At 52.3% G+C, this 21191-nt stretch carries 11 protein-coding genes and 1 tRNA gene; 4 read left to right on the forward strand and 8 right to left on the reverse strand.

Annotated elements, in window-relative coordinates:
• The gene (locus tag BD749_RS14325; RefSeq protein WP_180336414.1) at positions 1–7179 is read right to left on the reverse strand and encodes an Ig-like domain-containing protein; all 7179 of its coding nucleotides are present in this window, start codon (positions 7177–7179) and stop codon (positions 1–3) included.
• A gap of 723 nt (positions 7180–7902) precedes the next feature.
• Complete coding sequence (locus BD749_RS14330) at positions 7903–8094, reverse strand: ATP-binding protein (RefSeq protein WP_101445518.1); 192 nt, start codon at positions 8092–8094, stop codon at positions 7903–7905.
• A 112-nt stretch (positions 8095–8206) separates the two neighbouring features.
• Between BD749_RS14330 and BD749_RS14335 the strand changes: the two genes are divergently transcribed.
• Entirely contained in the window at positions 8207–10057 is a 1851-nt protein-coding gene (locus BD749_RS14335; RefSeq protein WP_101445521.1) for a PLP-dependent aminotransferase family protein, read from the forward strand.
• A 61-nt stretch (positions 10058–10118) separates the two neighbouring features.
• On the opposite strand, the gene BD749_RS14340 is transcribed toward BD749_RS14335, so the two are convergent.
• The 4 genes from BD749_RS14340 to BD749_RS14355 all read right to left on the reverse strand — a co-directional run bounded on the left by BD749_RS14340 (position 10119) and on the right by BD749_RS14355 (position 12228).
• Positions 10119–10202, reverse strand: a tRNA-Leu gene (locus BD749_RS14340).
• A 19-nt stretch (positions 10203–10221) separates the two neighbouring features.
• Positions 10222–10755, reverse strand: coding sequence for a Fe-S protein assembly co-chaperone HscB (gene hscB, locus BD749_RS14345; RefSeq protein WP_101445524.1), 534 nt, complete (start codon positions 10753–10755; stop codon positions 10222–10224).
• A 127-nt stretch (positions 10756–10882) separates the two neighbouring features.
• The gene (locus tag BD749_RS14350) at positions 10883–11173 is read right to left on the reverse strand and encodes a putative quinol monooxygenase (RefSeq protein WP_101445526.1); all 291 of its coding nucleotides are present in this window, start codon (positions 11171–11173) and stop codon (positions 10883–10885) included.
• Between the two features lie 278 nt (positions 11174–11451).
• Positions 11452–12228, reverse strand: coding sequence for an SAM hydrolase/SAM-dependent halogenase family protein (locus tag BD749_RS14355; protein WP_101445528.1), 777 nt, complete (start codon positions 12226–12228; stop codon positions 11452–11454).
• Between the two features lie 97 nt (positions 12229–12325).
• Between BD749_RS14355 and BD749_RS14360 the strand changes: the two genes are divergently transcribed.
• From BD749_RS14360 to BD749_RS14370, 3 genes are read left to right on the forward strand one after another with little or no spacing between them, the layout of a single operon-like run.
• Positions 12326–13354, forward strand: coding sequence for a PhoH family protein (locus BD749_RS14360; protein WP_101445531.1), 1029 nt, complete (start codon positions 12326–12328; stop codon positions 13352–13354).
• 21 nt (positions 13355–13375) lie between these two features.
• A complete protein-coding gene (locus tag BD749_RS14365; protein ID WP_101445533.1) occupies positions 13376–13804 on the forward strand; it encodes a GNAT family N-acetyltransferase in 429 nt (142 codons plus the stop codon).
• A complete protein-coding gene (locus BD749_RS14370) occupies positions 13804–15909 on the forward strand; it encodes a ComEC/Rec2 family competence protein (RefSeq protein WP_180336415.1) in 2106 nt (701 codons plus the stop codon). The genes BD749_RS14365 and BD749_RS14370 overlap by 1 nt, the downstream gene beginning before the upstream one ends.
• Before the next feature lie 733 nt (positions 15910–16642).
• On the opposite strand, the gene BD749_RS14375 is transcribed toward BD749_RS14370, so the two are convergent.
• A complete protein-coding gene (locus tag BD749_RS14375; RefSeq protein WP_101445539.1) occupies positions 16643–17977 on the reverse strand; it encodes an amidohydrolase family protein in 1335 nt (444 codons plus the stop codon).
• A 99-nt stretch (positions 17978–18076) separates the two neighbouring features.
• Positions 18077–21103: an amidohydrolase family protein gene (locus tag BD749_RS14380; protein WP_101445542.1), complete on the reverse strand. Its 3027-nt coding sequence runs from the start codon at positions 21101–21103 to the stop codon at positions 18077–18079.
• Between the last annotated feature and the right edge of the window lie 88 nt (positions 21104–21191).

The following is a 21191-nucleotide window of genomic DNA, read 5'->3' on the forward strand; positions in this document are numbered from 1 at the left end:
TTACTTGCTAAGGATTGTCACCACACCTCTTTTCACCCAGTTGATGTCCTTCACCTCCACCGTGAAGAGGAAGGCACCTTTCAGGATCTGTCCGTTCGGGCCGCGGCCGTCCCAGCCTTTCTCCGGATCAGACGTCTCGAACACACGCACACCCGAGCGGTCGAACACCTGGATGTAGACCTGGTTGTAGAAGCGCAGCTCCGGGATGGTCCAGTTGTCGTTGATGCCGTCGCCGTTCGGAGAGAAGGCGTTGACGATCTTGAGCTGGTCCACGGTGCGGTCATAGGCCTGCTTGGTCAGCGTGAAGGTGCGCTCGATCGTGTTCAGGTATGGGTCGGTGCTGCGTACGCGGATGGTGAAGGAAGTCATACCTGACAGGCCGTTGTTCGACTTCAGGTATACCTGGTCACCACGGATCTCGAAGAGCGCATTGTGCGTGTCTCCCTCGCCGCTTACCAGGGCATAGACAAACTCAGTATCGTCCGGGTCAGTGGTAGTCAGCGTACCGATCACATCGGCTGCCGTCGCATCTGGTTTGAAGGTGGTGGCGCTGAAGGCAAGCGCGGTTGGCACTTTGTTCGGCTGCACTTCCACGGTTACTTTGGCAGTCAGGTTATCCAGGTTGGTCGACATCTCGGCCAGCTCCAGTATGCCGGTCAGCACATAAGGTCCGGCTTTGGTGCCATCGTAGGCACCGGCTTCCCAGCGTACTTTCACTTGCGCTGTCTCGTCGGTAGAGTAGGTAACCGCGACAGTAGCCGGCAGCGGAACCTGCTCGAACTTCGTACGGATCGGCACCTGGATCATGGCTGGCGTTGCCACAGAAGCGATGTTGCGGGTGATCTTCACCACCTGCGCCGTTACTTCTGCTCCTTTGTTTCCGGCCTTGTCCGTCAGGTATAGCTGCACGGTCAACGTGCCATCCTGGAGTTTCTCCAGGTTGAGGTTTCCGATGCGGAGGCTCTCTTCCGTCACCTCGCCCGTACCGGAAACTTCTGTGTTTTCCTGGGCGCTGGTGATGCGGTAGGTATAGGTAGTACCCGGTTCAGCACCTGTGAGCAGCAGCGCCATATCCTCCAGGTTCGATACATCCACACGGTCAGCGCTCCAGGCGATGGCGTAGCTGGCAGGTGCCGTGACATCATAAGTCAGGGTCAGTTTATTAGAGGCTGTATTGCCGTTCGTGGCTGCGTCCGCTACTTTGTTTTCGGCAAGGACGATGCTTACTTCTCCGTCAGCAGCTGGTGTCACCAGGGCGCTGTACCTTGTTTCACTTATCTTCGTCAGGTCAGCCGCTGTACCGTTGGTGACGGTGATATCAGCCAACTCAAAGCCACTTACCGCTTCACTGAACGCAATCGTGACAGGTATAGCAGCATTGGTCAGGGCCGGAGCCGTGGTAGCCAGCGTGACTGCCGGACGGGTTTTGTCATACTGCAGGCGCAGTGTGTTAGAGGCCAGGTTACCGTTGCCGGCTCTGTCTTCTGCCACATCTGCAGCAACACTTACGGATACTTCTCCTTCAGCAGATGGCGTGATGGTAGCGGTGTATACCTTGCCGCCTGCGGCAGGTGCAAGGTTAGATACAGTTCCTCCAGTCACTGCTACGTCAGCCAGGGCAAGACCAGAAACCTGCTCGCTAAACGTAAATTCGACTTCGAAGGCAGCGTTAATTGGGCTAATAGCCTCTGTGCTCAGCACCAGGGTTGGCTTGGTAGCATCGTACATTCTGGTCAAAGCATCAGCCTTCAGGTTACCGTTTCCGGCAGCATCGCGGGCTACGTCAGCCGCCACCGCTATACCTACTTCGCCATCCGCCAAAGGTGTTACCAGGGCAGTGTATACCTGCGCTGACACCTGCGTAAAGGCAGAAGTAGCGCCATTTGTCACAGCGATATCCTGCAACTCAAATCCTGTCACAGCTTTACTGAAGGTAAAGGTTACCTCGAATGGGCCATTCACCACATCCGCAGCAGTAGTCGACAGCACCAGCGCTGGCTGGGTCACATCGTAGCTTACCTGCAGTTGGTTAGAAGCCAGGTTGCCGTTACCAAACGCATCCCGCGTCACATTCTCAGCCACGGAAACTGTCACCACACCATTTGCACTTGGTGTCACCAGGGCTGTGTATACCGTAGCGCTTTCCTTGATCAGGTTCGAAACGCTTCCGTTCGCTACCGTGATGTTGTTCAGATCAAAGCTTTCCACAGACTCCGAGAAAGTAAAACGTGCGGTAAAGGCGGTATTGACAGGACTGGTTATGGCTGTTGCCACTGCCACTGCTGGCCTTGTCGTGTCGTAGAGTCGGATAAGCTGTTCGGAGGCCAGGTTCAGGTTACCCGCTGCATCCTGCGCCACGCCGGCAGCAATAGATAATCGCACTTCCCCGTTCGCTTGCGGCGTGATCTGCAAGGTATATTCCTTGTCACCTTTTGCCGCGAAGGCTGTCACCGTACCATTTACAACCGTTACATCAGCAGCAGTGAATCCGGTTACCGTTTCGCTGAAGGTGACGGTTACCTCGAAAGCAGCGTTCAGCTTCTCAGGCGCACCGGAGGCCAGTTCGACGGTTGGTTGTGTCTTGTCAATGGTCAGTTTCAGGGCTGTGGCTGCCGTATTGCCGTTGCCGGCCGCATCTTGGGCCATATTTTCTGCTACACGCACCATCACTTCGCCCTCCGCACTTGGTGTGATGCGGGCAGTGTATACCTGCGCAGAAACCTGCATGAAGGCAGCCGCCGCACCGTTGCTCACTGCAATGTCTCCTACTTCAAAGCCACTCACTTCTTTGCTGAAAGTGAAGTTCACCTCAAAAGCAGCGTTGGTTGGGTTGGTTGCAATAGTGGAGAGGGCAAGTGTAGGTCTGGTAGCATTGAAGGTTCTGGAGAGTACTGCAGAAGCCGTGTTGCCATTGACTGCCGCGTCCTGGGCTACATTAGCCGGCACCGAAACCGTTACCAGTCCATCTGCCAGCGGGCTTACCTCCACGGTGTACTGCTGGTTATCCGTTGTGGTCAGGCCGGAGAGCGTAGCGTTTACCACTGTTATATCCTGCGCTGTAAATCCTGTTACAGGCTCGGAGAACCTAACGCTTACCTGGAAAGACCTGTTGATCGGGTTCGGGGCAGTGCTTGCCAACACCACAGTTGGACGGTCGGCGTCGTATACCACGGCGAGCGTGTTGGAAGGCAAGTTACCGTTCGCAGCAGCATCAGCCGCTGCATTGGCAGGCACCTGCACTGTCACTTCACCGGCTGCCGCAGGCGTTACCAGCGCACTGTAGCGACGACCGTCCACCTGGCTGAACTGAGAAAGCGTACCGTTGCTAACCGCTATACCTGTTGCAGCAAGACCTGACACGTTTTCGCTGAACTCCAGCGTAACAGTGAAGGCACTGTTAACAGGACTGGAAGCGCTTGTGCTGACAACCACAGCAGGTCGCGTAGTATCGTACAGCGTCGTGATGGTATTGGAGGCGGCATTCAGGTTGCCTGCTACATCAACTGCCACACCGGCTGCCACGCTTACTCTTATTTCTCCCTCAGAGGTAGGTGTTATGGTCGCCGTGTATACCTTATTGTCCGCGGTCACCAGGTTGGAAGCCGTGGCGTTCACCACTGTCAGGTCTGCTATCGTGAAACCGGTAGCGGCTTTGCTGAATGTGAGGGTTACATCGAATGGCTTGTTGGTAGCAGCCTGCACATCGCTGGTGAGTGTGAGCGTGAGCGGCACATTGTCCAGGATTATCTGCGCCTCCGCCGTACCGATGTTGCCGGCACCGTCGCGCAGTTGGGTGTATACCTGGCGGTTGCCGTTTACAGCAGGTAGTGTCCAGGCTTGACTTGCCGCGAAAGGCATCCAGGCGCTCCAGGTGGTGTTGTCGTTGGAGAAGCGCATGTCGGCCACGCCGGTCAGGGCGTCGGTTGCCGAATTACTCAGCGTAACTTCCGTAGCGGCCGTGTGGGTAGCCCCGCCGTTGATGGCGAGCGTTCCGGTCGGCGCTGTTTTGTCGAAGGTAACGCTGCTGCTGTTGGTGGTAGCGCTGACAGCGGTGCCCACGTTGCCGGCCAGGTCATTGAAGTTGATGGTGAAGGGAACCATTCCCTCCGCATCAGCTGCAGTCAGGGTATAGGTGGCGGTGTAAGTGGTGCCACTAACGGCCATTATTGGTGCCGTCTTTCCTGCGATGACCACTGTTGGCTGTGCGATTAGCTCGGAGGCCTCCAGGCGAAGCGTGACTACATCTCCTACTTTTGCTTTTGTAGCGTCGCTGTTAGACGAGGCGATAGTGACTGTTTGCAAGGTTGGCGCAACAGCATCTACCAGAACACCGGCTGTTGAGGCCACCCCGTTCAGCGACAAGACAGCTGCATTGCCGATCGCGTCGGTTATTGTTCCGCCATTCAGGGTAATACCAACTGCCAGCGCAATACCATCCGTATCAATCTCGCCTGGCTGCACGGTATAGCGGAAGGTCAGCGCTGATGTGCCCGAGCCGCTCACGTAAACTGCCTGCCGGGAAGCAGCGCCTATGGTAAGGCCGAGCGTTGGGGTACCGTTTTCGGTAGCTACAGTCACGGCTTCACTGAAGTTAACCGTGAAATCCAACTGCTGACCTGCGCTGTAAGCACCGTTTGCAGGTACAGAAACGGAGGTGATAACCGGTCTGGTGGTGTCTATTGTATATGTCTGGCCAGCGGTATACCCTCCGCTGAGCCCATTCCCGACTTCATCTGTGATACCGGTTCCACTTGCCATTACATCCAGACGCAGGGTGCCGCTTCCAATGATGTTAGAGACTGTTATCTCGTATCTAGTTCCCGCACCACTTACGCCTGAAACGGTGCCTGTTACCCCCCCTGTAGTTGCCAAAGAGAAATCGTCTGCATCAACACTTGTAACTCCCTCGCTGAAGGAAACCAGAAAGGTAACCGAGGTCACGTTGGTGGTTGCTGTTGCTGGATTGTGGCGGGTGATGCCCGTTACGGCCGGAGCCGTTGCGTCTACCGTCCAGGTATAGGAGGCCGGCGTAGGATCCAGATTTCCGGCTGCATCCATGGCCCGAATCTGCACGGTGTGCGTGCCTCCGCTCAAGCCTGTCAACGTAATCGGCGAAGTAGCAATGGTAAACGGACTGCCATCCACGCTTGCCTGGAAGGTACTGACAGTTTCGTTACTTGTGAAGGTAAAGGTAGCGCTAGTGGCGTTTGTAGCAGCAGCAGGGCTAGCGGTTATGGTAGTGTTAGGAGCCGTTGTATCAATCACTACAGTTAAGGCGGCTGAAGCAGGGCTTTGACTTCCTGTCCCATCCACCGCTATTGCCGTCATACTGTGGGCTCCATCTGCCAGGCTACTGGTTGTTATTGTCCACTTACCAGAGTCATCAGCCCGAGCAATTCCAACCGCACTACCACCGGAATACAGGGTGACGGTATAACCAGGCGTCGCCGTTCCGGAAAAAGTTGGCGTGTTATCGTTCGTGATGTTATCGCTGTTGCTTATACCAGTATCGCTGGAGCTGAGCAGGTCCGGCACCGATGGGGCGGCCAGCTCAACGATCGTTACATTGATAGTAGCTGTATTTGAGGTGGTTGTTCCATTGCTGACCCTGTAAGAGAAATTATCAGCACCAACCGCATTTGTATTTGGTGTATACGTGAAGGTTCCGTTGGCATTGAGTACGAGCGTGCCTATGGATGGCCCGGTAACCAGGCTATAGCTCAAAGGCTTACCCTCGGGGTCGCTACCAGTCAGTTTGCCAGCGTAGGCTACATTCTTTTTGGTGATGATATCACCTGCCGTTGATCTGACTCTGGCAGTTGCCAGATCCATATTCCTGAGTGTGCCATGGTTTGCGTTTGCTGTTGCATCATACGCTGTAGTGCCCGATGTCTCATCAAAGCGCCAGTAACCTGCTAGCCCCGCTTCGTTGCCGTTCAAGGTAGTGGCTCCAAGTGTTTTGATCTCTTCTGCAGTCAGCGCCTTTTTCCAAAGCGACACGTTGTCTATCTGCCCGTTGGCAAAGCTCTCATCTGCATTAATGACAGTACCAATGCGTATGGATGCATTGGATGCTGAAGATGTGTAGTTTACTCTATCTGAACCAATTAAAACGCCGTTGGCATAGATTTCCATTCTGCGCTCGCCACCAACATTGCGCCTTACAGTGGTTACCTGTACCCACTCTCCCAGTTTATAAGCTGTTCCGGTACTGAGCCAGGTCCAGCCAGTTCCATGCTTGTCGATTCCGTAGGTAAATGTACCGTTTTCTGCACTCAGCCAGAACTGCATATCGCCACCACCTGAAGGTCTGCTGAAAAGACCGGCTCTGCTCATACTGTTTGCCTTGAACCAAAGCGAAACAGTAAACTCTGTTTCAGAATCGAACTGGTTGGAAGGTTGGGACGAAATCTCCACATAATCATTTACACCGTCGAACTGAAGCGCATTCACATACCCAGCCACAGGCGGAGGCGACACAATGGGTGCAGCCCGTGTTACGTTTACAGTATAAGCTTTAGAGGTGGTCCCGTTCTGAGCAGTGACAACAGTCGTAATTGTGTTTGCCCCTACATTCAGATTAACTGCTCTGGAGGTCACGCCACTGGCCAGCACGGTTCCGTTGATACTCACAGTCGCATTGGCATCTGCTTTGGTGGGGGTAACCGTAACCGATGCTACTGCATTGGCTACACTTGCTGTGTAGTTGACTGTATTAGCGCTGAATACCGGTGACAACGTAGTGCCTGAAAGGGTCAGGTTGGAGAGATTGGCATTGCTGGATAAGGCTGTTCCAACAGGACCTATTACCAGGTTGTCAAGGTATAAGGTATGAAGCCCCGAAAAGTTAAGTGTCACCGATCTAACCTCCACATTCTTCGAAAGTACGAGACCTGCTTGGTTTGCCTCATTAAAAGCATCCTGCGGAAGGTTGCTTTCATGATAGGTCACTTTTAGATGAGGTGGTACATAGTAAGGTGGACTGCTATAGCAGCCATAGCTCATCCAAAGCCCGTAAAACTTGAATTTCTGGCTGTCTTTACGTTTAATTGTTATATAGCTATCAGCCGCCGTACTGTAGTGAAGGCTCGCACTGTTACTGGCGCCCCCATTGCCTCTGTTTTCCCAACTGCCGTTACCGGTTTGTGTTAACTCATACTCCACTCCTCCAATGTTCACCGTGGCGGTAGTATTCCAGGGCCATGATGGCGTTTGGCCACTTAGGGCCGCAGCGGTGAAAAAATCATGTGTGAACTGGGTTTGGGCATGAGCAACTTGTGCTAAAGAGAGCCCTCCTAAAAAGAACAAAAGCCATGACAGCCTTTTCAAATAAGATTTGAAAACGTCATAGCCTGTCCCGCTCCTTTTCGAGCTGGAAAAAGCAGTGGTGGGTTTCATAAATGAACTGGGTTGGTAGAACTTTTTGGATAAAATTCCTGTGTTATACCAGCAAATTTATGAACTTGATATATAGCTTGTTATCTATATTTTCTGAACATTAGAAAATTATAATATAACAAATCCATCACTTCTTCGCCACCATAAAGCATTAATCCATAAGTATTAATACTTATACATTACCCTCTTAAACTAAAAAACATACCACAATGATGTTTTAACACAAAAACGTCACCTTCAGCCTCTTTGTACGCTCCTGCCATTCTCCTAAAAATTGAGAATCAACCGCTTCGCTTTTCTTCTTCGAAAAATATAGAAACAAAAATCACCCCATACCATAGCCTATTGGCTATCATGTAGTACCACAATGGCCTGACCAGAAAGACGCTTCTTTGGGTCTGGATTGGTTCAACCGGTGACCGCGGGGAGTAATTAAAGTTAAGCCGCAAAGTATACCTCGAACTCGGACCCTACACCCTCCTCGCTCCGCACCTTAATGCTGCCTCAGGCATTGTCTATGATGCGCTTCACCATGAAGAGACCTATACCTGTCCCGTCTATATAGTTATGAAAACGCTGAAACATGATAAACAACTTGCGCAACTGTGTTTTGCTCATGCCCAAGTCATTGTCTTTTACTCGCAGCACCACCGCTTTGCTCGCATCTTCCTGGAACCCCATCAGTGGCATTCCCATTCGACAAGTTTTGGTCTAGCAGCCAACGTGCTACACGATAACAAAGGCAGTGCAGCAATTTTTAGGTAAATTTGAGCCAGATATTTCACGGACTTATCACGATACAAATATTATGGAAGATAGAACAGTGCTGAATTATATTGAAGCTATATTAGAGAACATGCCGTCTGACTGGTTGAGACTAACCACGCATCGACTGGATATTTACAACGAACAATTAGCCAAAACCGAATTTCTGGAAAAGTTTGAGGCCTTGTTTGAGGTCCGTACTGCTGAGACCGCAGCTCTCAGTGCCTTACCCACTGCTTTCGATTATATTAGATTAGGTCACCCCTTGTCTACAGTGCTGGAATGGGCTATTGCCAGATTACACAATCTGAAACCGGAAAATGTGATCAGCTTTTCTTCCAGAACAATGCCTGTTCTGGCTGTCCTGAGAAAGAACTTACTTACCAATAAGCACACCCGCATTGTTTATACCGGCGAGCTACCCGCTTTTTTTGATGCTGAGGTATTGAAGCAGGTATATGGCTATACCTTCGACCTGGAGCGGGTTGAGAAGCTGGAAGAGATTACAGCATTTGACGGCAGCACTGTTTTCTACTCACAGGAAGATGAAGTGGGCCATGCCAACCTCAACCCTAATTTTGACTTCTATGTAAGCGTGCACGCACAGCTTGGCAGTATCATCCTGGTAAATGGTGCGCAGAATAGCGGGTACATCTCCGAGATACAGCATGTGAGGAGACGAGAGAGCATCGCCATGACGCCGGCCGATTGCCTCACTGCCCTACAGCAGCTGATAAAGAAGCCCGCTTCTCATCAGGAGAAGACCAATGCCACGGCGAACAAAGCACAGGTGGTAGAGTTGATCAAGGGGATCACTGGTACAAATACAGACGCGCTGATTGGCTCTTCCGGGCTATCAATACAGTATGCGATCATGATGGGGCTCGTGCATGATGCCCTGGAAAAACATCCGGGAAAGGCCATCCGATTTGTGGTGCCTCCAAATTGCTATGGCGGCACAAACGACCAGGCAAGGCGCATCGCTGCTTGTCTGGACAATGTGGAGGTAATGGATTTGCTCGTTGACAGGGACAACAACATGGTGCAGAGCATTGACACCGTGCTAGAGCAGATTGCCAGCCAGGATGCTGTGCCTTACATCATCGCGGAAATCCCAACTAACCCAAGAGTTGAAGTTCCGGATCTGGATAAGCTGAAGGAGGTTCTGAGCAAAGAACGTAAGACGGCAACCGGGGAAGTCGCTGTTGACCCGGTATTTATCCTGGATCAAACCTTCTGCCCGAACTATCAATTTTTAAGTAAAGACGGCATTCTCTCCACGATCAGGAGTATCTCCTACGTGAGCGGATCGAAATTCCCGAGTGGCGGAAAAGCTACTGCCGGTTACTGTGTAGCCAATACAAAAGCCGAAGACTTGCTGAAAAAAATAGACAAGCACTTAAGACTCTGCGATAACCAGGCAACCGAGCTTCAACTGGAAATACTGGCAGAGCAGCTACCTTCCATGAATCAGCGGATTGCTGATGCGTACCGAAACACGCGTGAGTTTGTTAACTTCATCAAGGAGACGCTACCGGAGGCGAAGATCAATTTTGTGTCAGAAGAACTGGCACAGCAAGGATTTACGCCGTCTGTGTTTTCACTGGATCTTCCTACCAAGGGGAATACGGCGGAAGAAAGGGAAACTTACAAGCGGGCGCTGAATGATAAACTGATCACGATGATGATCGGGAAAATCCCGCATGAAAGTAAATACTGTGTGAGCTACGGGCAGTTAAAGGGAAGCTACTGGACCATACCTGCCACCTCCACGCAAGGAACGACCAAAGAAGCCGACAAAGATTACATTGCCCGGGTATCCCTCTCCCCAGACATGGATATGGAGTTACATAAAAAGGTCTTTAAGGATTTTGTAACGCAAATTTCATACTGATGGAGGTGGATAGAAGCAGAAAAGCCCTTGCAAGTTTTGGCTTGCAAGGGCTTTCTATTTGTACCTTGGGCCGGAGTCGAACCGGCACGAGTGTAACCTCATTGGTGTTTGAGACCAACGCGTCTACCATTTCCGCCACCAAGGCATTTATTCCTGATCTACTATCAGGAACGGGTTGCAAACTTAGATAAAGTTTCCTGAATACGCAACAAATATTTTTTCTTCAAATAGTAGGTTTTTACCTCCTGCAGGGCCTCTTCTCTGGTAACTCCATGAAGCTCAGGGTATCGCTGCAAAACCGGCAGGATATCATTTTCCAGTTGAGCCATTGTGCCGGTGCTCTTCTCTCCTATCTCGTGCAGTTTGGCGGCGTCAAAATCGAACTCCAGCTCCATCAGTTCCTCGTTGATCTCCATCATCTCCATCAGGAAATCACCCGGAATCTCGTTTTTGCCGCCCTCTTCCAACAGGCCATGCTGCTGCAGGATGTACTGCATGCGCAGGTCGGCATCGCTCAGGGTGCGGTAGGCATTGGTGTTGAGCGTGGAGAGTTCCAGGATCTTCTGCTGCGTGCCCAGATCCTCGTTGGCATAAAAGTCAGGGTGGTACTCGCGGCTCAACTCGTAGTAGCGGGCTTTTATCGCTTTCTCGTCGGGCAGGAAACTCTCAGGTATATGGTAAAACTCGAAGTAATTCATTTTATACAGTGATCAGTTAACAGTTATCAGTAAACACCATCAGGTATACGTTGCAAAAGTACAGGAATTGTTGATTGCTGATTGTTAATTATTGATCGGTTGCTGATAGTTGTTTATTGATAACTGTCTAAATGTTTACGGACACATTAGACCAGGCCTGCGGCTTGTCAGCAAACAGCGCCTTGGTGGCCTTCCATACCTGCCCGAACAGTTCGGAGTCGCGGTAGTTGTTGAGGTGCTCTTCGGAGTCCCAGAGGCTGTAGGTGCTGTACACGTTGGGGTGGTTGAGGTCCTGCAGCAACTCCACATGGTTACAGCCTTCAAAGGCCCTGATCTTGTCTTTGGAATTGCGGAAAATCTCCAGAAAATCGGCGGTCTTCTCTGGCTGAAAGGTCATGCGGACGATGCGAATTAACATATTGAGTGAATGAGTGAGTTAGTGATTGAGTGAGTTTTTTGATTTTTGAATGAGTGGTTGAGTGAATGAGTGAATCATTGTTTTCTCAATTATTCATTTCAAATATGAACACAAAGGTATGGCTTACGAGATAAAGTCCAGACCCAATTCTATGCAGAAGTGGTGGAGTGCACCCGCAATTCCCCCATTAATCAGCTATCAAATCAAAAAATTACTCAATTAGAAATCACTCATTCACTCAACCATTCAATCACTCAATCAAAAATCACTCAATCAACTCATCCACCCGGATAAAACCGCACGTCTACCTGCGAGTCGAAGCCGAGGCCGAGCAGTTCGGCGGCGTTGCCTTTGTTGATGCCGATGCAGAGCTGGCCGAGGTGGTTGTAGAGGCAGCAGCAGTCGCCGTCCTCCACCTGGGTATAATTCTGGTGAATGCGGCCCACCGTTTCGCGGCCGAAGTGCACGGTATAGGTGCGGCCGTGGGCAATGGTCTCCACACTGTCTTTGGTGATGTTGGTGATCAGGTTGCCATAGCGGTCCACATGGATCACGTGCCCTGTTATGGAGTGGTCGTTGAGGCGCAACTGGCGATTGAGCAGCTGCTTGTACGAGGTGGTTCGCTCGCCCAGCACATCAATGTCGCCACCTTTTGCCAGGAAGAGCGCGGCAGGCGCCAACAGTTCTTTGGCCGGGAAAGGCAGCACTGTTTCGTCGGTCTGCAGCTCCACCACAATCTCGGCCTGCCCCTCGGTTATGAGCGAAAGCAAACCGTTGTCGGCGAGCAGAAAGTAGTGCCCTTTGTATTTTGCAGCATGATATTTGCCCTGTTTACAGCCGTGCGTATCTACGGCGATCAGGTGCACGGTGCCCTCCGGAAATTCCCGGAACACCGAACCGATGACGTACTCGGCCTGCGGAATGTTGAACGGCTCGATGCCATGCGAAATGTCCACAATCTGGGCCTGAGGCTGCAGCGACAGCATAGCGGCCTTAACGGCAGCCACATAATGGTCGGTGTAACCAAAGTCGGAGGTGAATGTAATTACAGCCATAGAGCGAACTATAATTTGTGTAGATTTGTCATCATTGTGTAACAATTTTAGCTAATTTACAGAATATATTACCAACGTACTATATAAGCATAAACATTTGGTAGAGAAAACAATAACATTAGAGAACATCTCTCTTATCGATTTTCTGGGGACAGAGAATCAGAATATCAAGCAGCTTGCCGCCGCATTTCCGAGCAGCAAGATCATATCCAGAGGTAACGAAATCAAAATTCAGGGGCAGACGCCTGAGATAACCAAAATACACGAGATCCTTTCTTCGCTGATCGACCACTATCATAAGTTCGGAAAGATTACGCATAACAGCGTAAATAGATACCTTTCTCCTGATCCTTTTACGGAGGAGGATGTGATCGTGACATCGCCGGACGTGATCGTGTATGGTAGCAAGGGCGGCATCATCAAAGCCAAGACGCCGAACCAGAAAAAACTGGTGGACCTGGTGGAGAACCATGACCTGGTGTTTGCGCTGGGTCCTGCTGGTACCGGTAAGACCTATATTTCGGTGGCCATGGCGGTGCGCGCGCTCAAAAACAAGGAGGTCCGCAAGATCATCATTTCCCGCCCTGTGGTGGAAGCCGGTGAGAACCTGGGCTTTTTGCCGGGCGACATGAAGGAGAAGGTGGACCCGTATCTGCGCCCGATCTACGACGCCCTGGAGGACATGATCCCGATGGAAAAGCTGAAGTACTATCAGGAAAACAAGATCATCGAGATCGCTCCGCTGGCCTATATGCGTGGCCGTACCCTGAGCAACGCCTTTGTGTTGCTGGACGAAGCGCAGAACACCACGCCGGCGCAGATCAAGATGTTTTTGACCCGTATGGGCCCTACTTCCAAGGTGATGATCAACGGTGACCGCTCGCAGATTGACCTGCCGCGTCACCAGCGCTCTGGCCTCATGGACGCCCTCCATACCTTGCGCGACGTGAAAGGCATTGGTTTTATAGAGATGCAGCCTGAGGACGTGATGCGCCACCGTTTGGTGCGCGACATCGTTGACGCTTATTCCAAAGCCGACGACGAGCGCCTGGCTGCCCGACTGGAAGCTGAAGCCGCCGAAGAAGGCAAGCCTGTAGCGGTAAACGGTCGCAAAAAGAAGGTATAGCAGCTGATCGGATAACAGAAGATGATTGACGTAATACGTGTTGAGCGCGAGCAGGATCGATCTGCCGCGTTCAGCATACGTGAGCAGGTTTTTGTAGAGGAGCAGCAGGTACCCCGCGAGGCCGAGCGTGACGAGTTTGAATTGACGGCCCGCCACTACCTGGCTACTTGCGACGGTGTCCCTTGTGGCGCCGCCCGCTGGCGCCAGACCGAACAAGGTATAAAGCTGGAGCGCTTTGCCGTATTGGCCGACTACCGCAACCGCCAGGTAGGTGCCGCGCTGTTACAGGCTGTTCTGCAGGACGTGCAGGCCAACCATGCCAGCAGCAAGGTATACCTGAATGCGCAGTTACCGGCTGTTAACTTCTACAAGCGCCATGGCTTCGTGGCCGAAGGCGACATGTTCACCGAGTGCGACATACAGCACTACAAAATGGTGTATAAGGGCTGATGAAACGGTGGGCACCCTACCCGTTTGTCCGTATTGTCCTAAGCTTTATAGCAGGTATAGCCGTGTACCTGTATACAGGCAAAGAGTTCAGGTATAGCCCAGAGCTCTTTGCCTTTTTTGTTGCCTTGTACCTGGTGCTATACCTTGTTTCGCGCCGCATGAAGTCTGTAGAGGCCAACACCCTGGCAGGTATAGCCGGGCTTTTGTGTTTTGCGGCTGGCGGCATGTGGGTAACGCATCAGCATACCGAATCGCACCAGGCCAATCACCTCGGTCGGCTTCCTTCCTCTCCTGCTTATTACATGGGTACTGTAAACGACTACGTGGTGCAGAAACCCGGCTACCAGAGCACGGTGCTGCAGGTAGAGCAGGTACAGGTAAATGGGCAGTGGCAATCAGCGACGGGAAAGGTGCAGCTCTCCGTCCCCCACGACTCGAACCGCGAATACGAACTAGGCTATGGTGACAGGTTGCTGGTGAAAGGTGCACCTCTGCCCGTTGCGCCTCCCTCCAACCCAAACCAGTTCGACTACAGGGCTTTTCTGGAGAACAAGCAGATCCACCACCGCCATTTCCTGCAGGCGCACCAGTACCAAAAATTGGACACTGACCCGTCTAATCCGGTGCTGTACTTCAGCATTTACCTGCGCCGTCAGCTCGATGCTTTACTGAAGGCTTCTGTCGACGAACGACGGGAATACGGCATCTCTTCAGCTTTGATACTGGGTGTGAAAGACGAACTCGACAACTCCATCCGCGATGCTTATGCCCAGACCGGCACCATGCACGTGCTCGCCGTGTCGGGTCTGCATGTCGGGTTGATCTACGGCATACTGGCCTTGCTCCTGGCCAGCTTCAAGAAAACTGCCAGACAGCGTACAGTGTATGCCACCGTTATACTGGGCGTACTCTGGCTTTATGCCTTTATCACGGGTCTTTCGCCATCCGTGCTTCGGGCCGCCTTTATGTTCAGCCTGATCACGGTGGCGGTAGTTTCCAGGCGGCAGCACAACATTTACAATACCCTTTCCATCGCTGCCTTCGCATTGCTGTGGTATAATCCTTACTTCCTGCTAGAGGTCAGTTTTCAGCTTTCTTTCCTGGCGCTGCTCGGCATCGTATACCTGCAGCCCCGCTTCTACCGCCTCCTCACATTCGACAACAGACTGCTCGACAAAGGCTGGGCACTTTTCACCGCTTCTCTGGCAGCGCAACTGGCTACTTTCCCGCTGGGTCTGTATTATTTCCACCAATTCCCGGTCTACTTTTGGCTGGCCAACTTGCTCGTGGTGCCTGCGGCTACGTTTGTGCTCTATTCGGGTGTGGCCGCCTTGTTTTTCTCCTGGGTACCGTTGCTCAACACCGTGCTGTTTAAAATTCATTTTGCTATTACCTGGTGCATGAACGAATTCAACCTGCTGGTAAACCAACTGCCCCAGGCTGTGATTAACGGCATTGATATCAGCGTTTCCCAAACCTGGTTGCTCTATACCTTGCTGCTACTGTTCATCCTGTTCTTCGCCTACAAAGAGCTGCGCTATTTCGCCGCGGCCACAGCTGTTGTAGCCGTGCTGGCGGTACAGGAGATCAGGGAGATGTCCGAGCAGCGCGTCCAACGCAGCCTGGTCGTTTACAACCTCCGCAACGCCACTGCTTTCAGTTTTCTGCAGGGTCGCCAGGCCACTGTTGTGAGCAACCAGGCCCTGGCGCTACAAAATTACACCTTCAACATACAGCCCTATCTGTGGCACAAAGGCGTACCGCAAGCCAGTGTCTATACCCTGGTCGATACCCCGCCATCAGGTATCAGCCACGCCCTGTTGCCCGATAGTAACAGCTTGTATGTTTGGCAAGGCAAGCGCATGCTGGTAGTCTCTAAACCTATTAAGATACAGCCGATGCCAGATTTTGAAGTGGATTACCTGCTGCTCACCCAGAATGTGCGCATAAAGCCCGCGGAGCTTCAGCCTTTCTGGTTTAAGCATTTGGTGCTTGATGCATCCAATGCACCCTGGTACCTGCAGCGGTTGAAGCCACAACTAGCAGAGGCAGGTATAGGCTATTATGATATAACCGAGCAAGGGGCGTTGGTGGTGGAATTGTAGCGCTTAGCTAAAGTTTGTACACATTGCCTGCTCATGTCTGTGCTCAGCTGATATCCTTGACTCTCACCAAGAAGCAAGTTGGGAAACAATTGACATCCTACTGTCTCCTTCCTTTTCGTGCCTTTACCCCAGGGAAACTTTGGCATCTACCTATCCTAAGGTATAACTGCGTGGGTTAATCTCGTGCATGATTAACCTGCCCCTCCCGAGAGGGGAATCTCTGCTGCTGCCATATTTCAGGTATTGGCTATATAGTACTGTATACCTTTGCACAATTGACATCCCCCTGCCCCCTTCAAAGGGGGACTTCTATTCCTACTATTCGAAATGTATAAGCATTGTGGCACGCACCACTGGCAAGTATATGCATTGTAGAATCTGCTACAGTTCACTGGCAGGTATAGCAAGGTAACTTGCCCCGCTGGCAATGAAACAGATCACCTCAGCCAGGTGTACTTTTCGGCGCTCCACTATTGGGGGTGAAGCCCCCCTGTCAAGAGCGTTCAGCGAGTGGGGGTAGGGGCCCTCGATTTGTGTCAAGGAAAAAAGTGAGTGCCCGCCGCACAGGCGAAGCTATAGAATAAGTCAGGTTGCAAACAGCAAAAGCTGTAGCTATACCTGGGTCAGAAGCCCTCACTCTACGAGACACGAGCGAATACGCCCGCGCCATGAAAACAAAAAACGCCGCCTCAAGCGGGCAGCGTTCTTTCGTTTAAGGTGAGTATGTAGTATTCTAATTCTGTGCTTTAGGCCCTTCGGCCTGCTTCGGCTGCTCAGCCTGGTACTTGCCGTTGAACTTCTCGTAGAGGTACTTCTGCTTGTCGTTCAAATCGATCTGGCGGCCCTGGATGAAAGCATGGGTAACGTTGTTGGTGCGCATGTCCAGGATGTCGCCGGCGGATACCACGATGGTGGCGTCCTTGCCTACCTCAACCGAACCAACCTCTTTGTCTACACCCAGGATCTTGGCCGTGTTGAGCGTGATGGCCGCCAGCGCCTGCTCCTTGTCCAGACCGTGGGCTACGGCTGTGCCGGCAATAAACGGCAGGTTACGGATACCGTGCGTGCTCAGGTCGTAGTCCAGCGCGAAAGGAATGCCGGCCTGCTGCAACAGGTAAGGCGTTTTGTAAGGCATGTCCACATCTTCGTCGGAACGAGACGGCAATGCGTGCACACCAGAGTAGATCACGGCAATGTTGTTCGCTTTCAGGAAATCGGCTACGGCTACCGCGTCGCGGGCGCCCACCACCACGATGTCCTTCACGCCATGCTGCTTCACGAAGTTCACTCCTTCAATGATCTCCTTCCCATAGTTAGCGTGCAGGTATAGCTTTTTGGATCCGTCGAACAGACCGGTTAGTGAAGTCAGTTTCAGGTTCTCTTTCTCGTTCTTGGCCTGCTTGTACACTGCAGCGTCGCGCAGCAACTGACCAAGCTCTGTGATGGCCTGCTCACGATCCTGCCCCATGCTGGCCATGCGCGGATTAGCTGCCATACCGGTGTTAATGATCATGTTCGGCCAGCTCAGGTGAATCCCCACGTCGGCCTTCACGATGGCGTCTTCCCAGTTCCAGGCATCCAGCTGCACCACCGACGACGAGCCGGAAATGGTACCGCCCACTGGTGTGACCTGCGTCATCAAAACGCCATTGGCACGTATGGTCGGCGCAATATCAGAGTCGGTGTTATAGGCTACTACGGCACGCACGTTCGGGTTGAACTGCCCCACTTCACGCATATCCAGGGTGGCGCGTACACTTTCAATCTCGTTCAGACCCAACTGAGAGTTCGGCTGTATGAGGCCCGGGTAAATGTGCTGGCCGGTCACGTCGATCACCTCGTGCCCGTTGCGGTTGGCACCGTTCACCGGACCCGCATACGTGATCTTGCCATTATCGAACCCAACGGCGGCATTTTCTACCACTTTGCCATTCCCTACGTGCAGGGTGGCGCCTGTCAGCAACACAGGCTTGCTTTGCTTTGGAGCCGGCACGGGCACCTGCGCGAAGGCAGGCACGCTCAGCAGCAGCGCAGCGAAAGCTGAAATATATCTCTTGTGAATTTTCATCTTTTACATTGTTGAATGATTTGATTGTTGATTGCTTATTGCTGATTGTTTTATTCTTTAGTAGATCAACAATTAACAATAATCAATTAACTATTTTTTCTAGTAAGCCAGATACTCCTCTTCCTCGTGGTGCTCCACGTCTTCGCAGTGCAGTACAGCAGCTCTGGTTCTTGGGGGGGCCTGTGTTCTGGCACCGGAAGTCTTGGCCTGCAGCATCTTCTGCACGAGGCGCATACGCTCTTTCTCCAGATCCTGACGCAACTGCTCGTCGCGCTGCAGGTCGTAGTAGGCGATGCCATCCACGAAGGTTTTCTCAGGACGGGCATAGATCGACAGCGGATGGTTGTTCCACAGCACCACATCGGCGTCTTTGCCCACTTTAATGCTACCCATGCGGTTGTCGAGGTGCAGGAGTTTGGCCGGGTTCAGGGTTACCATTTTCAGGGCTTCCTCTTCGCTCACACCGGCGTATTTCACACTCTTGGCTGCTTCCTGGTTCAAACGGCGGGCCATCTCAGCGTCGTCGGAGTTGATAGCCGTGGTTACGCCCAGTTTGTGCATGATACCGGCATTCTGCGGGATGGCGTCTTTCACTTCCATTTTGTAAGCCCACCAGTCAGCAAAGGTAGAGCCACCGGCTCCGTGGTCGCGCATCTTGTCGGCCACTTTATAGCCTTCCAGAATGTGGGTGAAGGTATTCACCTTAAAACCCATCTGATCGGCCACTTTCATCATCATGTTGATCTCGGACTGCACATAAGAGTGGCAGGTAATATGGCGCTTGCCATCCAGAATTTCTACCAGTGTCTCCAGCTCGATGTCACGGCGCGGTTCGCCAACGGCAGCTTTCTGCTTCTTGGATAGTTTATTGTAGTCGGCCCAGGCCTGCTTATACTCTTTTGCACGCTGGAAGGCATCCACGTATACCTGCTCCACACCCATACGGGTCTGCGGGAAACGCACGTTGTGCGAAGGGGCACGGTTGGAGTGCTTCACGTTCTCACCCAGGGCGAATTTGATAAAGCCGTCAGCGTTCTCAACAAACAGTTCCTCCGGGCTCTTACCCCAACGCAGCTTAATGATGGCCGACTGACCACCGATTGGGTTAGCCGAGCCGTGCAGTAATTGCGAAGTGGTCACGCCACCAGCCAGCTGACGGTAGATGTTCGGATCTTCGTGGTTTACCACATCCTTCATGCGCACCTCAGCGGTTACGGCCTGCGTACCTTCGTTCACACCTTGCAAGGCAATGTGCGAGTGTTCGTCAATGATGCCGGCTGTCAGGTGTTTGCCAGTGCCGTCAATCACACGGGCGCCTGACTCGCTCAGGTTCTTACCGATTTTAGCGATCTTGCCGTTTTTCAGCACGACGTCGGTGTTCTGCAGGATGCCTTCTTTTTCGTTTGTCCAAACAGTGGCATTCTTGATCAGTACAGTCTCCTGCTTTGGCAACTCTACCTGACCGAAAGCCTGGAACGGATAGATCATGTTACCCAATTCGATGGTTTGCTTCTCCTTGGCAGCATCTTTCTTTGCCTGCTGCGTCATGGCTTCGGAGAATTTCGCAGACCATTTCACCGGTGTTGCATCCGGCAACTGGCCTTCGCCCTGTAGGTTTTTGTCAGCGTACCAGCCGCTCAAACGGATGGCTTCTTTGCTTTTCTTGTCTTTATTGAACGACAGGGTTACCAAGTTGCCGTTGAAGGTGATCTTACCCGTCACCGTGTCCTGACCGATCACTTTCAGTTCCGGCTTCTCCGGCGTACCAGTGATCTGTAACTTGCGTTCCGGCTGCTGCCCGATCTTCAGGGTATACACGCCGCGGTAATCGGATGGCACTTCGGTGATTTTGTATTGGTTGCCCTGTACCCAGTTCTCCAGGATTACATTGTCTTCAGCGAACAGGTTGCCGCTGGTGATGATGAAGTTGGCCAGTTTGCCTTTGTCGAGACTGCCTACGTGCTTGTCAGCTTTCAGGAGCTGGGCCGGGGTGGCGGTTAAGGCTTTCAGGGCCTCCTCTTCTGACAGGCCGTACTCAATGGCTTTGCGCAGATTAGGCAGGAAGTCTTTTTTGTCTTTCAGGTCGGCTGTGGTGAAAACGAAGGGTATACCTGCCTTCTGCAGCGCGGCCGGGTTGGCCGGGGCCATTTCCCAGTGCTTCATGGCGTCAAGCGGCACACGGCGGGCGTCGTAGGTGTCCTCCACGTTATAAGCCTCCGGGAAGTTCAACGGCACGATGATCGGAGCATTAGTTGCCTTGATCTCTTTGATCATCTGGTACTCGTCGCCACCCCCTTTGATGATATACTGTTTTCTGAACTCGTCACCCACTTTGTCAGCGCGCAGCACGTTCAGTTTGTTATTCGCTTCGAATATCTGCGGGTAGTTGTTGGCGCCGGTAAAGGCCGCCAACGAGATATTCTGCTCACGGCCCGGGTTCATGTTGTTCCACTGCGCATCGAGGTAAGTCTGGCGTAGCAGGGCGATGGAGCCCATTAGCGAGTTCGGATAATCCTGCGGCGAAGAACCTTTCTCGAAGGATAGCGCAGCGGCCGCCTTGTCCAGTAGGATCACTTCGTTTTCGCGCTTGTCAGCCAGTGTTACCAACGTGGCCGTGCCGCGGGCAATCCCGTCGCGGTGCACCGACAGCACCGTACCAAAACCCAGCTTGCGCATTTCTTCTGCCTGTTTCTTATCCACTTTGAAAAGCTCCACGGCATTGGTTTCCGGGCGAATGGCCTGGTTCCAGTTATAGGCTCCCTGCTTGGTCGACTCCTCCTGCGGCGGCGACATCCAGTTACGACGGTCTACCTTTACCTCCGGCAGACCATAGCTGGTATACATGTCCACCAGGCCCGGGTAAATGTGCTTGCCTTTGGCATCGACAACCACGGCGCCGGCAGGCACCTGCACTTTGGTGCCCACGGCCTCTACCTTCCCATTTCGGATCAGGAGGGTCGCGTTTTCGATTTTAGTTTTGTAATCGGTGTGGATGGTGGCGTTGGTGAGGGCCACCAGTCCGGTGCGCTCATCGTACACGCCATTGCGCGGAAAGGTCTCCTGCGCCATCGCACTGCCCGCTGCTCCCAAAGCGAGACAGGCTGCAATGGTTAAGATTTTTCTCATTGTTCAGTGAAGGTGATGAAGAGGTTAGTTAAGGTTTAGAACACAATATAGCCATCTTCACTTTAATTTTCCATGCAAAACATCATAA

Origin of the sequence: Pontibacter ramchanderi, assembly GCF_002846395.1 — a bacterium.
In the GTDB taxonomy this organism is placed as follows: domain Bacteria; phylum Bacteroidota; class Bacteroidia; order Cytophagales; family Hymenobacteraceae; genus Pontibacter; species Pontibacter ramchanderi.

Bases quoted from the DNA above. Each gene is read 5' to 3' on its own strand.
- BD749_RS14330 (WP_101445518.1), bottom strand. From the start codon at position 8,094: ATGGGAATGCCACTGATGGGGTTCCAGGAAGATGCGAGCAAAGCGGTG.
- BD749_RS14335 (WP_101445521.1), top strand. From the start codon at position 8,207: ATGGAAGATAGAACAGTGCTGAATTATATTGAAGCTATATTAGAGAAC.
- hscB (WP_101445524.1), bottom strand. From the start codon at position 10,755: ATGAATTACTTCGAGTTTTACCATATACCTGAGAGTTTCCTGCCCGAC.
- BD749_RS14350 (WP_101445526.1), bottom strand. From the start codon at position 11,173: ATGTTAATTCGCATCGTCCGCATGACCTTTCAGCCAGAGAAGACCGCC.
- BD749_RS14355 (WP_101445528.1), bottom strand. From the start codon at position 12,228: ATGGCTGTAATTACATTCACCTCCGACTTTGGTTACACCGACCATTAT.
- BD749_RS14365 (WP_101445533.1), top strand. From the start codon at position 13,376: ATGATTGACGTAATACGTGTTGAGCGCGAGCAGGATCGATCTGCCGCG.
- BD749_RS14370 (WP_180336415.1), top strand. From the start codon at position 13,804: ATGAAACGGTGGGCACCCTACCCGTTTGTCCGTATTGTCCTAAGCTTT.
- BD749_RS14375 (WP_101445539.1), bottom strand. From the start codon at position 17,977: ATGAAAATTCACAAGAGATATATTTCAGCTTTCGCTGCGCTGCTGCTG.
- BD749_RS14380 (WP_101445542.1), bottom strand. From the start codon at position 21,103: ATGAGAAAAATCTTAACCATTGCAGCCTGTCTCGCTTTGGGAGCAGCG.